Raw genomic sequence first — 13,443 nt, 5'->3', positions numbered from 1 at the left:
CTTCTTTTCGCACCTATGAGAGGTTGAACAGCACATCGACCCAGTAGTTGGTGGCCTGAAAGGCACTCGCGGGAAAGCTGTTCGTCCCGCCGTAGGTGTAGACGCCGTTGCCACCCGACGCACCGTCCGCGAGAGCGGTCAGCGGACCGGCCGTATACGCATTGGTGAAATATTGTCGCGATATCGAATAGTTCCCAGATGACGTAAAGTAAGAGGCGACATAGGTCGTATTGGCAGTTATCGCAACAGGCGTCGAGAAGGATACCTGTTGCCAGCCCGACGCGGTCTCGTTGGTGAAGGTCGCACTCGCCAGCAGCTGCCCGCTGGTCGTCCACAGGCTCCCGACATGCATCCCGGTGTTCTGCGAACCCTTGAAGAAGCGGATACCGCTGATCGTTCCATTCTCGGACGCCGTGAACTTCACCCCGAGCGTGACCGCCTGGGAGTCGGGATGCGACTGCTCGTCCGGGACCGTCGCGTTGTCCCACAGACTGGCCGACGGCGTGAACACCACATCAACCCAGTAGTTGGTGGCCTCAAAGGTACTCGTGGGAAAGCTGTTCGTCCCGCCGTAGGTGTAGACGCCATTGCCACCCGACGCACCGTCCGCGAGAGCGGTGAGCGGACCGTTCGTATACGAAGTACCGAAGTACGGCCGCGATACCGCGTAATTCCCAGATGGCGTAAAGTAGGAGGCGATATAGGTCGTATTGGCAGTTATCGCAACAGGCGTCGAGAAGGACACCTGTTGCCAGCCCGACGCGGTCTCGTTGGTGAAGGTCGCACTCGCCAGCAGCTGCCCGCTGGTCGTCCACAGGCTCCCGACATGCGTCCCGGTGTTCTGCGAACCCTTGAAGAAGCGGATACCGTTGATTGTTCCAGTCTCGGACGCCGTGAACTTCACCCCGAGCGTGACCGCCTGGGGGTCGGGATGCGACTGCTCGTCCGGCACCGTCGCGTTGTCCCACAGAGTGGCCGACGGCGTGAACACCACATCAACCCAGTAGTTGGTGGCCTCAAAGGTACTCGTGGGAAAAGCGCTCGTCGCACCGTAGGTGTAGACACCGTTCCCACCCGACGCACCGTCCGCGAGAGCGGTCAGCGGACCGTTCGTATACGAAGTGCCGAAGTACGGCCGCGATACCGCGTAGTTCCCGGAAGGCGCATAATATGAGGCGATATAGGTAGTGTTTTCGCTCACCACTACCGAATTGGAAAAGTTCACCTGTTGCCAGCCGCTCGCTGTTTCAGCGGTGAACGTCGCACTCGCCAGAAGCACTCCTGTGGAACTCCACAGGCTGCCGACGTGCGTTCCCGTGTTGGACGGCCCCTTGTAGAACCTGATTCCCGTGATGAGGCCCGCACTGCTGGCCTGGAACTTCACCCCGACTTCCACACCGTTGGGATCGTCGTGCGAAGCCTCGTCGGGAACGGTCGTCGGAGGCCACAGGGTGCAGGGGCATCCCGCTACCACGGTGACGGCCAGCGTGGTGGGGACCACCTGGAGATTGCCGATGTCGTCGACCGCGCGGACCATGATGGTCACGTTGCCGGTGGTGCTCGGTGTCCACGGGAACTGCCAGTTGTCGCGGCCGGTCGCCTGAAACCACCTCGTGCCGCCGTCGAACGAGATCTCGACGCCCGCGACGACGCCGCCCCCGGTATCACTTGCCGTTCCCTGAACGGTGACCACCCTGTTGACCGGCACAGAGGCACCGGCAGGAGGATTGGTGATCGTCGATGTCGGTGGCGCCGTATCCGTCGACTGGGATGCCGGAACCAGGCCGGGCTGAAGGCTGGCCGGTTGCGTGCCCATGTCAGCGAACAGGTTGACCGTAGCCTGCTGCATGTTGATGTCCGTCGGCGTGCCCGCCCGATCATGGGTGGCGTCGAGCCCCCACGCCCACTGGGTGGTTCCCGCCCCGAAGACGAGCGCTCCGCTGGCCGCCCGGTAAAGCACCAGGTTGTGTGTCGCGACCCCGGGGCCGTAGGTACTGCCGAAGTCGAGCAAAAACTTGTCCGTGGCCACCGTCGTGCTCGACAACTTCACCGGCCCGGCGGGCGAGAATCCATTGTCAGGAGCCCCCTCATCCCATTCGTACCCCAGCGTTCCCGCGGGAAAGGTGACCGTCTGGCCAGGTGAAAGATTCGCGATGGCCGTGTTGCGCCACAATCGCATGTCGCCGAACTCGGCGGGAACCTGTATCGAATCGTTGGCGACCCCGTTGACCATGAACAGCGTGCCGGTCAGCGCATTCTCCGGTTTCCCTCCGTCCGATGGCGGGGAGAAGCGTGGATCTCGCCATGTTCCGGTCCACTGCGGGCTCGGGTCGATCTTGGCGTTTGCCAGCGTCTCCTTGTAGCAGACAAGTGTCCGGAAGGTGGTGTCCGGCCCGGCGATGCTGTCCTCCCACCTGGTCTTCCAGAAAACCTCGTTGCCGGAGAAGAAGGCGAGATTGACGCCGTTGTCGCGTGCGTTCTGCACGTTGGTCCGCTGCTCGTTGGACCAGTACTCGTCGTGCCCCGACGACATGAACACCTTGTGCTCGAGCAGTTCCGCCGGTCGGCTGGCGGTGTCGATGCTGGAGGAGTAGCTGACATCGAACGCATTGGCCTCGAGCCATCTGACCATGGGATATTCGGAGTCGAAGAACCAGCTTTCCACCGAACCGGCACAGCAGCCGCTGATACGCGTGGTGAACGGGCGGTTGTAGCTGACCTTGTAGGCACGCCCCACCGGAGAGCCGGTGTAGAGACTGTTGCCGCCGTATGCGTTGTATGCCTGCCAGGTGGCGTCCGAAGTCTGGATCAGAAAATCCGAGTGGCGTTCGTCGTCCCTGACGTCGAATATTATCTGGCTGGCTTCGTTGGGCCCGTCCTCCCGAACCAACTTCGCGATGTATACGCCGGAGACGGCGGTGGCCGGCACTGCCCAGGAGGCCGATACCGCCCAGTTGCCGCAGTCGACGAGACCAGTCGTGCTGTCGGTCACACATGCCGGCTGCGACTGAGGAAGCGCGACGGAGGGGTGAATGGTCGTGATGAGGCGCGCTCCGAGGCCGCCGTAGTACCCCATCCGGTAGATATCGAGGCGATAGGCGGTCGCCGGGGTCAGCACCTTGAATTGTACCGTTTCCCCATGGTTCACACTCATCTGAGTGGCGTAGCCTTGAATATTCGGAGAACCTGCTCCCGTTATGTCCCATTCGCTGGGCGGACTACCCGGAAGGCTGTTCTCAATGCAGATGATGGAGGTCGGCGGGCACGAGGCCCTGCGCGTCGAGGCACCTTTTCTCGAAGGTCGGCCTATCCCGCGATGCGCCTCAAGGGACGCGGCGCCCGAGTGCGGCAAAGGCTTCGCGGGCGCCTTAGGTTCAGGTTTCACGTCGACGGAGTGCGGCTTGGGGATCTCGGCAGGCGAATGCGGTTCAGGAGTCGCTTGGGCCCCCGTTTCAGGGGAGGCGCTAACCCGGCCCGATGGTGTGGTCGCGGGGGTCCGCGTCGGCTTCGCCGATTGCGTTTCCTGAGCCGGTATGGCCTCAGCCGTGACGTCCGGAGTCGGCGTCGGTGTCGAAGCGCGAGACGGCACCGGCGCCGCACCGAGCACACCCATTATGACAACCAGGCCATTTACGAAGGCAACCTGGAGCGTCCGTCGCCACAGCATCCCGTGCCTCCACCCACCATCCGCCACGTACAATCCCCTACATTGAAGAATCGCGTTAGACAGCGAAAGCCTGGCAATGCCAGCAGCGAAAACACGCCCGGACTCTCGGGCTCGACGATGTGCTTACCAGATCTTTATGTGAATTCTCGGCAGACCGAGCACTCAGGTAAACAGGCGCGCCGGAATACCGGGCATCGTCGGAAATTCGCCGTTGAAAGGTGACCGTTCAGGCGACTTCGGGACGGTCGGGATCCACTGACCCCTTTTCAGCCTCCCCGGCGGGTGCCCTGGTCACAGCATGATCGCGATGCCGGTGTTCGGCCGGTGGCATGAAGGAGCTCCTGGTAGACGGGCTGATCACCACAACCCACACCGTCACAACCAGGAGCTTCCGGTGCTGTTCTATCGTGCCGCCGTTGATTTGTCGCGTCAGACCCTGGACGTCGGGAGCCCTGCCCGGCAAAGCCCATGACCTGAGCGCCGCCCGCGTCTGGGGCATCCTGCGCGCACTGGAGAGAGAGGGAATCATCACCCTCGCCAAGAAGGCGTATCAGGGAGCTGGAGGCCCGGTCATCACCCCGTACAAGGGCAAGACAAGCCCGAGTCGCAGAAGCGGCCAAATCGCACCCACGCCCGCCTTCGCGGACCCGGCGAACGACTCACGGCATAGTCAACCCAGCAGAGCCTGACGTGAGAAGCGTCCTACACACCACTCTGCGGGACATGATCTGACGCGGCGGGGAGCCGGTATGCGGCGATGTCGCCCGCGCGGTACTGCAGTTCGGCGAACTCTCCGAGCCTGGAGTCCCGGGGCAGCCGGCGTTCATCCACGAGGAGCAACCGCACGCCATACCGATCCCGCAGCCGCTGGATCGTGGCCGGCGACGGCGACAGGAAAACCGCGTCGTTCGCCTTGAGCCGTTCCGGGTCCCAGAAAGGCTGGTGCTGCTCCACATGACCGGGCGTCCAGAGATCCATACTCTTGGCCGTGAATGCCCACCCTTCGACGAGCATGCGCCGCTCCGTCAGCGCGGACAGCCAGAACTGATTGCTTTCGCACGGGTTCTCGGAGCCCCAGCGACAGTGCACGTTCGTGGCCACCAGATCATCAGGGGTCGAGTGGGCGCGTACCCATCGTGCCGCTGACAGCACGCCTTGCGGAATCGCCGACTCCGGAACCCCTGAGGCGGACGACGACTCCGCGCCGCCGCGTGACAGGAAGGAGAGCACACGTACGTGGTGGGCGGCAGGCAGACCGATGACAGCCAGCGCCGAGATGACGAGAGCCCACCCACGCAGCCCCGACCTCGTGGCGACCACGATGGCCCCCCCGACACCGATGGCGACCGCCAGCGCGATGTAGGGCAGGTAAAGAACGGAGTCCGGCTGCCCAGGGGCGAGCGGCGCACGGACACCGCACAGGAAGACAATCGCGTAGGCGCCGACCAGCCCAACCCCGATCGCGCACAGCGTCGTTCGGCGCGGGACGCGTGCTCGCTGCACAATGACGAGTGCTCCGAACACCGCGACGATCGCGAGGTAGGGATAGGACCCCCACAGGAAGAAGGACTGGCTCCTACCCGGATGATCGAACATGACCATCACACCGAGACCTGCGGCGGCTATGCCGAGCATGACCAACACGTCGGAGCGGATGAGCAACCTTGGCCGGCTCAGCAGTCCGAGGACCGGACTCCATGTGACAGCCCACGCCAGCAGGTACACCGCAGCTACGCCGAGCAATGACGTCAGCGGTGGCCTGATCTCCACTGACATGCCGGCCAGGTCCTGCCATACGGAGCCCATGTAAGAGAGCGGCGCGACAGTCAGCCCCTGCTGCTGCCTGCCGAAGAGCACGAACTGCGCGAAGAGTAGGCACGCCCCGGCCATCACGAGCGCGGCGAGCACCGGCCACGGCCGCCGGCGCCTCCTCAGCCCCACAACCGCCGCCGTGACCAGCCCCACGACGAGCATGGGCAGATACGTGGCCTTAGCACCCATCACCGCCATGAGGAAGACGCCCAGAAGGATCCATACCCGGAGGTCGTACCTGCGCTGCCCGAGCAGGTCGATCACCAGGTAAACGACCGGCACGAACAGCAGCGACCCAAAGGTGAACGTGGGGCTTCCCCATGCCGCGTCGTGGATTCCGCCCCAGGTGAACGTCCCAACCGGGCCGAGGAACAAGCGTGGAGCGCCCAGCCCCAGGGTGGCGATGACGGCGAGTACAGCGCCCTTCCACGAGTTCATCACTCGTCGTGCGAGCATCGCGACCAGGACGACGAACGCGGCCAGCATGGGCAGCACGCCAAGGCGAACCAGCAGCACCAGCGGTTCGACTCCGGTGATCCAGCTCGCGGCTGCCCAGTGCGCGTAGACGAACCAGTGGTAGAACAGCGGTTCGCCGGCGACAGTGGGGCTCATCGGCGGCATGTGGTGCTTCAGCTCACCGATCAGACCTAGGTGGAAAGGCATGTCGTCGGAGTACTTCGCCAATGCCGGCCAGGTGAGCGGTGCGATGCTGAATCTGCTGTATGCACTCTTGGCCGTCAGATAGCAGACGATCAGCGCGAGCGCCCATGACCACCAGACTGGTGCGACTGGTCGGGGACCGGCCTTCCAGTGCGTGCGGAGCCGCGGCACAAGGAGGAAGATGACGAACGTAGCGATGGGCCACGCCAGGACGAGCAGCGGGGCTCCCGCCGCCCTGGCGGCGATATAGGCCGCCACTTCCACAGCGAGTCCGAGCGCCAGGCCAAGCGCCACCTCCTCTGTCAGAGTGCGCGTGCGCCCGTAGAGAGCACGGATCAACAGCAGGCCCGGAAGCGCGAGGCACAGCACGAGATACGCGCCGTAGAAAGCCAGATCTGAGACGGGGACGCCATAGTGATTCAGCACGGCCGCGGTGAAGCCGACCGTGAGCGCCCCCGGCAGCCAGGTGAGCGCACGCAGCGCCCACCCGGAGCGAACGGAATATCGCCTCCACCCTGTGTGCGAAACAGGTTGAGCGTCACTCAATGATCCGCGCGCATAGTCTTGCTGAGATGTGGCCATGAACGGAGTCTGGTCGTGCCGACGATCACCCCGAGTCCAGGCACTCGGCGCTGGGCGGAGTCCTTGCCACTACCTAACAAAGTCATGAGCCAGCAAGGCCGTGGCAGCGCTCGTTCATATGCATCCTGACCGAGCCCACCAGTGTGGTGGCCGACGACAATGCGGCCTCGATCGACGCGTGCGGCCCTGACAGGCCCTCGAGCCCGTCGCGCCGGCAGGCGCTGAACGCGCGGAAGGCGCCCGCGACCAGCGCGTTGTGCGGACCGTAGTTGCGGGAAAGGCGGATCGCGCGGACGTCGTCCAGGCCCGCCGCCAGCCTTGGCGGCCGTCTCCCAGGTGCCGTCGGGACTGCCGTCCATGACGAGGATCACGTCATGGCGGACTCGCGAACCGCGCGACGCAGAGGACGCGAGGCTAGGTGGCGTTGTGCATGGAGGCCGAGGGGCCGCTGCTCTGCCGGGGGACGTCAAACAAGGCCGGCGAGCCAACGCGTTCACGTATCACGTACGTCGGACGCCCCATTCCACTTCCGTGGATGCGGCCGACGTACTCTCCGAGCACCCCGATGGATATCAACTGGGCGGCGGAGAACAGTGCGACCATCGAGGCGATCGTGGTGAAACCCGCCACCGTCGTGTCACCTGCGGCGAAGCGCCACAGAACCGCAACTCCCAGCAACAGGCCGACGACGCCGACGAGAAATCCGAGGTAACTCGCCAAGCGCAGAGGGGCCGCGCTGTATCCCAGTACCATGTTCGCCGTGTGCCGGACGAGCAGGCGCAGCGAGTAGTTGGACCGGCCCTCCTCGCGGTGGTTCATGCGCACGGGCAGCGAGCCGACCCTTGTGGTGGCCCACGACAGGGCCACATCGATGGACGCATAAGGGCCGGACAACTCCTCGAAACCATCACGAAGGCACGTCCGGAAGGCGCGAAAGGCACTGATCTTACGTGCGGCGCGAACTCCCAATGCGGCCGACATGCCGGCCTTCACCGAGCGCGACCCGAGACTGCGCAGAAACCCGTGCTCCTCCACGAGCGGAACGCCGTAGACCAGATCGAGGCGATCGCCTTCGAGGGCGGCCAGCATGAGCGGCACCTGCTCGGGAAGGTGCTGCAGATCGTCGTCCATCGTGACGACGACCTCGAACTCTGCTTCTCTGACTCCCGCGACCAGCGCGTTGTGCTGACCATAGTTGCGGGACAACTGGATCGCACGCACGCCATCCGTCCGACGGGCTAGGCCAACGGCGGTCGCCCAGGTGTCGTCCGGACTTCCGTCGACAACGAGAATCACCTCATATTGGACGGACATGTCGCGAAGAACCGATACAAGTCTGGGCACCAATACGGGAAGGGTCCGCGCAGACCGGTAGCACGGAATGACCACTGACACGGACATTGATCCCCCGATTATTCCTCGCGGCCTACTGCCATCCTGCCGCCCCCGGTGCGCTCCGGACGGCCTTCCACAGGACTGAGGCAATCAAGCAAGCTATTCGCGGCAAGCATTCACACTTGGGGCACCGCTTTCGATCCCACCGCTTGACAGCCAGCGCATCACATATCCTCCGCCCGACGCCATGACAGCTGCTGCAAATTGCACTCTCCTTGGCCGAGCATGACTGGGCACCGGCAAAGCCGTTCCCCACTCTTTGCGCACACTTATCTGCCGCCTGATTACCAGCGGTGGCCGTTGTGCCGGAGCTCCGGAAACGTCTGGCGCGTGGGTTCTACGCACCGAAGTGCTCGTAACGAAAAGGTGCCTGGTCGCCACAGCAGCGACCAGGCACCTTCGGCCGGCATGAGTCACCGTCTCTCGCATGTCTCGCACGCTCGTGGCACCGGACGGATCAGCGCTCGTCACATGCACCCGAGAGTCATGCGAGCGCGGCCAGACCAGCTAACTGGGATCGAACATCACATCGACCCAGTAGTTCGTCGACTGGTAGGTGGCGGTCGGGAGCGTGTTCGTGGCGCTGTAGCTGTAGAGGCCGTTGCCCCCTCCATCACCGTCCGCCGGTGCGACGAGCACGCCGTTCGCGTACTGGGACGAGAAGTAGGGCCGCGTCTCCGAATAGCCTCCCGACGTCGTGTGGTACGAGGCGACATACGTGGTGTTGGCGGCTATCGAAACAGGCGTCGAGAAGGTCACCTCCTGCCAGCCTGACGCGGTCTCGTTGGTGAAGACCGCACTCGCCAGCAGCTGGCCACCGCTGGTCCACAGAGCTCCGGTGTGAGTCCCGGTGTTCTGGGGGCCCTTGTAGAACCGAATGCCCTGCACCGAACCGCTGGTGGTCGCCTTGAAACGCACACCGACCACCACGGCGTTGGGATCGTTCTCGGACGCGACGGCCGGCGTCACCGAGTCGTCCCAGAGGCCGGACGATGGCACGAACACCACATCGACCGAGTAGTTCGTCGACTGGTAGGTGGCGGTCGGGAGCGTGTTCGTGGCGCTGTAGCTGTAGAGGCCGTTGCCCCCTCCATCACCGTCCGCCGGTGCGACGAGCACGCCGTTCGCGTACTGGGACGAGAAGTAGGGCCGCGTCACCGAATAGCCTCCCGACGTCGTGTGGTACGAGGCGACATACGTGGTGTTGGCGGCTATCGAAACAGGCGTCGAGAAGGTCACCTCCTGCCAGCCTGACGCGGTCTCGTTGGTGAAGACCGCACTCGCCAGCAGCTGGCCACCGCTGGTCCACAGAGCTCCGGTGTGAGTCCCGGTGTTCTGGGGGCCCTTATAGAACCGAATGCCCTGCACCGAACCGCTGGTGGTCGCCTTGAAACGCACACCGACCACCACGGCGTTGGGATCGTTCTGCGATGCGACGGCCGGCGTCACCGAGTCGTCCCAGAGGCTGGCCGTAACCATCTCGTCCTCTTGAGGGGACTTGCTCGGGGCGAAATGAATGACGCCTTCGTTGTCGAACGTGTCGCCGCCCAGATAGACCGCTCTGGTCAGATGCTGCGCCGGGCCCAGGCTCGAGGTGGTGAACGTGGCGACCCCCGTGCTGTCGACCAGCTTGGAGCCGATAATGTTCGCACCGTCCCTGAACACCACCTCCCCCTGGGGGATGACCGAGCCGGAGACCGCGCTCACCGTGGCGGTGAACGTGACCGCCTGTCCTCTCTGTGCCGGGTTCGGCGTCACCGAGAGCGCCGTGGTCGTGGGAGGGTCGTTCGGTACGGTGATGCGGGTGGCCGGCGGGTTGCTGGTGCCCTGAAGGATGACGTTGTTGTTGCCTGCGAACACACGGCCGAAGACAGCGGCGCCGGAGCTCACCGTGACGGAGCTCCGGGCCAGCACGTTCCCGCGGAAGGTGGAGAGCGTCCCGAGTGTCGCCGAACCGCTGACCTGCCAGAAGAGATTGTTCGCCTGGGCTCCGCGCAAGAGGTTGATGTTGCTCACGTTCGCCGTGGAGAGGGTGGACGCCTTGAAGATGAAGATGGCGTCCGGATCCCCTTGGGCGTCGAGGGTGAGCGTCCCGGTTATTCCGAAGGTGCCGTTCGCGGACGTGTAGACGCCCGGGTTCCTGGTCGTGCCGCCGAGTTCCGGCGCGATGGTGGTGACAGGCGTACGCCCGGCGACGTCGTTGTAGGCGGCGCTCACGTCGGCCATGGCGGCCGCCGCAGTGGAGTCTCCAGCGTGGATCGCCCCGCTCACGGTTCCGGGCGGGAAGCCGACCACGGAGCTACCCGGGCTGACTCCCAGATCTCCGGTGACCCTCGTGAGATTGGTGTTGGTTACTGCGGATCCGGCCAGAACCCCGAATGACGCGGCGTTGCCGAGGCTCACGGGAGGCTGGCCCGCGCGTGCGGCGTGTGCCGTTCCGGCCGCCATGCCCGTCGAAAGGCTGGCCGCCAGCGCCACTACGGCCGAGGCCCGAGCGATGATTCCGGAGAAGGTACGGCGGTAACCTGCTGCGCGCCGGTGCGCCTTCGCGGCTACGACGGTGGATTGATCGGGTGCTCCCCGGTGGATTTGGGACATGTCACTCAACTCTTCGATGATCTCGCTGTGTGTCCGGGGGCGGCCTCGCGGGCAACTGGTAGGCCGCGGATCGATCTGGGGCCTCCGTCTCTTCCGGCCCGCATCAGTGGGATTTATGGCAGAAATTGCAGAAATGCTAGCGGGGAGGATTGACGGCCCGAGCATCGCCACACCTCAGTAAAGGCGCGGCGACCTGTGCGGGCAAAGAGTCATAAAACAGGTCGAATACGCATCCATTCGGATCATTGCGAGACCTGGAGTAACATGTCACTTGAATGGACTTTACCGCCACCTGACCGAATCGACCAGTCGAGACATGTGATTCTTCTTCGCATTGTCGCGCGACTGCGGCAGATCATTCAGGAACCCCCCCAAAGCCGGCCTTCCGGAGAAGGCGGTCGCCACAACCCTCAGGCGTCGCGCACCCGAGGGCGGGCTTGAATCACCGGCGCAGTCGTTCTTGGCCGCGGCCGAATTGCCGGGTCAGGACGCTACGCGGGCGGCGCGTCGATGGGAGTGAACCCGTTGCAGTAGGTCGTCCCCCACGCCGGCCCAGGAGGTGGAGGAGGAGCGGTGAGGATGCACTCGGTCTGCGAGAGAGCGCCGTTCGAGGTCAGGACCGTGATCAGGAGGCTGCTGAGAGGCTCAGCGGCTTCTGTCAGGGAGACGCCGACCACGCCGGTGGGATAGCCGGGCACCAGCGCGAGGCTGTGCCACGCTCCCGACGGCGGGGTCCGAGGGTCTCGGATCCAGGTGTTGCCGCCTGCGGTGTATGCGAGGAAGTTCGAGTCGAATGGCGGGAATGTCAGCGAAATGAGTATCGAGTCGATGCTGGAAATCGTCCCCGATGCGCCCTGTGGTCCGGGGGGCCCTGCTTTTCCGCGCGGGCCCGGCACTCCAGGTGGCCCTGCCTTCCCAGGGGGCCCTGCTTTCCCCTGTGGGCCGTCGAAACCGCGGGGACCGTCTTCCCCGGGTGCGCCGTCTTCCCCGGGTGGGCCTTCTTTCCCGCGCGGGCCCTCTTCACCGCGCGGCCCCTGAGGTCCGCGGAGAACGCGCTTGCAGTGACGCGGCCGGCATCCGCAGTGTTTCCTGTGACAACTCCGGAGAACAGCCAGGGCGACGTCTCTTTCATGCGCCGCCCCGACGGCCTGGTCCGCGATCGCGCTGGCTCCGGCCGTTTCCGGATTCGGCAGCCCCAATACCCCACAGGCCATCGTCAACGCGATGACCGACACACCTCTGCGTGGAATCACTTAGCCCCCTCAGCGGAAATGGAATTTCCGACTTGCCGCACTTTGAATGGCGCGAGCGGGAGATACCCGATCAACAACACGCTGACTCCTGACCGAAGCCACGATGGGGGAAAATGCGTGGCATCCCACCATCAACGGCGACTATCAAGGCCGCATCTTTTGACAACTCGGATATTTAGTGATCGCACGGCATTATGCCCATGTCCGGTCACTGCAGCGGACGAACGAAAGCCCTGGTCTATCCCCGGTTGAGTACCTGCTGCTGAACCACACGTGACGTACTCGGGGCGAAGTTGACCCAGGCCTCGTTGGCGGCGGTGCCGCCGTCGACGTAGACGGCGGTGATCGGGTGCACTCCTCTGGTCAGGCTCGAGGTGGTGAACGTGGCCTTGCCCGTAACGATGTCGATCATGGCCGAGCCGATGACGGTGTCGCCGTCCCTGAAGAGGACCTCGTTCGTGGGAGCGAACCCCTGGAAGTTCCCGGTCACGGTGGCGGTGAAGGTGACCGGCTCCTCTCTCCTCGACGGGTTCGGCGACGACGTCAGTGTCGTGCTGGTCGGCGGGTTGTCGGGGATGGTCACCCGCGTGGCGGGCAGGGCGGTGGTTCCGGTGAGGGTGACCGTCCTGTTCAGGCTCATGACGCGGCCGTCCAGCGCCGTGCCGTCTGCCACGGTGACCGAGTTCAGCGCGAGGACGTTCCCGCGGAAGGTGGAGAGCGTTCCGAGGGACGCGGAGTCGCCGACCTGCCAGAAGACGTTGTTGGCCTGGGCGCCGTTGACTAGGTTGATGTTGCTGACTCTTGCCGTGGTCAGGGCGGTGTCCGCCTGGAAGATGAAGGCCGCGTCCTGATCGCCCTCGGCATCGAGCGTGAGCGTCCCGGTGATCTGGAAGACACCGCCCGGCGTGTCGTAGACGCCCGGCGTTATGGTTTTGCCGCCCAGTTCGGGAGCGATGGTGGCGTTGGCTGCCCGCCCTGCGGCGTCGTTGTAGGCGATGACGGCGTCGTCCCGCGCCGCCCTCGCCCGCGGGTCATGGATGTGGACCTCCCCCCGCACCTGCCCCGGCGGGAAGCCGGTTATGACGTCGCCGGGGCTGATGCCGACATTCCCGGTGACGGTGGTGAGGTCCGCGCTGTAGACCGCCGAATTGGCCACGACCGCGCAGGGGGCGGCATTGCCAAGGCCCACCGGCCGTGGCGGTTGCCGTCGCCTGCTCGCGCCAGGCGCGGCACTGAGCGTCTGCACCGCAGGCACGGCACTCACCGTGCTCGCGCCAGGCGCGGCGGTCGGCGTGCCCGTGCCGGGCGCGGCGGCGCTCAGCGTGCCCACCGCGAGGACAGCGGTCACCAGCGCGGACATCCAGGGACGGGGCGCAAACTTGATCATGCGCTCCAGTGTCGTGACCGGACCGCCCCATAGCCGCTTGGACATCCGAGTTCAGCCATGTCCTTGCTGCTCTTTTGCACGCGGATCGG

General features: G+C 64.8%; 6 protein-coding genes and 1 pseudogene. 1 reads left to right on the top strand and 6 read right to left on the bottom strand.

What is annotated here, in order from left to right; genetic code table 11:
- Nucleotides 1–13: 13 nt before the first annotated feature.
- Nucleotides 14–3,154, bottom strand: coding sequence for a DUF4082 domain-containing protein (locus tag ABZ297_RS19120; RefSeq protein WP_355347440.1), 3,141 nt, complete (start codon nucleotides 3,152–3,154; stop codon nucleotides 14–16).
- A gap of 950 nt (nucleotides 3,155–4,104) precedes the next feature.
- Here ABZ297_RS19120 and ABZ297_RS19115 point away from each other — a divergent pair.
- Nucleotides 4,105–4,325 (top strand): annotated as a pseudogene (locus ABZ297_RS19115) (transposase family protein); the annotation flags it as partial.
- Nucleotides 4,326–4,369: 44 nt separating this feature from the next.
- Here ABZ297_RS19115 and ABZ297_RS19110 read toward each other — a convergent pair.
- From ABZ297_RS19110 to ABZ297_RS19090, 5 genes are all read right to left on the bottom strand, one after another.
- Nucleotides 4,370–6,721 carry a hypothetical protein gene (locus ABZ297_RS19110; protein WP_355347437.1) on the bottom strand — a complete coding sequence of 784 codons (2,352 nt, stop codon included), beginning with the start codon at nucleotides 6,719–6,721 and terminating at the stop codon, nucleotides 4,370–4,372.
- 414 nt (nucleotides 6,722–7,135) lie between these two features.
- On the bottom strand, nucleotides 7,136–8,122 hold the full coding sequence (locus ABZ297_RS19105; RefSeq protein WP_355347434.1) for a glycosyltransferase family 2 protein: 987 nt from the start codon (nucleotides 8,120–8,122) through the stop codon (nucleotides 7,136–7,138).
- Nucleotides 8,123–8,623: 501 nt separating this feature from the next.
- On the bottom strand, nucleotides 8,624–10,594 hold the full coding sequence (locus tag ABZ297_RS19100) for a DUF4082 domain-containing protein (protein ID WP_355347432.1): 1,971 nt from the start codon (nucleotides 10,592–10,594) through the stop codon (nucleotides 8,624–8,626).
- Nucleotides 10,595–11,205: 611 nt separating this feature from the next.
- Nucleotides 11,206–11,412 carry a hypothetical protein gene (locus ABZ297_RS19095; protein ID WP_355347429.1) on the bottom strand — a complete coding sequence of 69 codons (207 nt, stop codon included), beginning with the start codon at nucleotides 11,410–11,412 and terminating at the stop codon, nucleotides 11,206–11,208.
- A gap of 793 nt (nucleotides 11,413–12,205) precedes the next feature.
- The gene (locus ABZ297_RS19090; RefSeq protein WP_355347426.1) at nucleotides 12,206–13,354 is read right to left on the bottom strand and encodes an ice-binding family protein; all 1,149 of its coding nucleotides are present in this window, start codon (nucleotides 13,352–13,354) and stop codon (nucleotides 12,206–12,208) included.
- Nucleotides 13,355–13,443 lie beyond the last annotated feature (89 nt).

Source organism: Nonomuraea sp. NPDC005983 (assembly GCF_040614375.1).
Taxonomy (GTDB): Bacteria; Actinomycetota; Actinomycetes; order Streptosporangiales; family Streptosporangiaceae; genus Nonomuraea.
The sequence above is the reverse complement of the archived record's forward strand: the minus strand, read 5'-3'. Positions and strand labels throughout refer to the sequence as shown.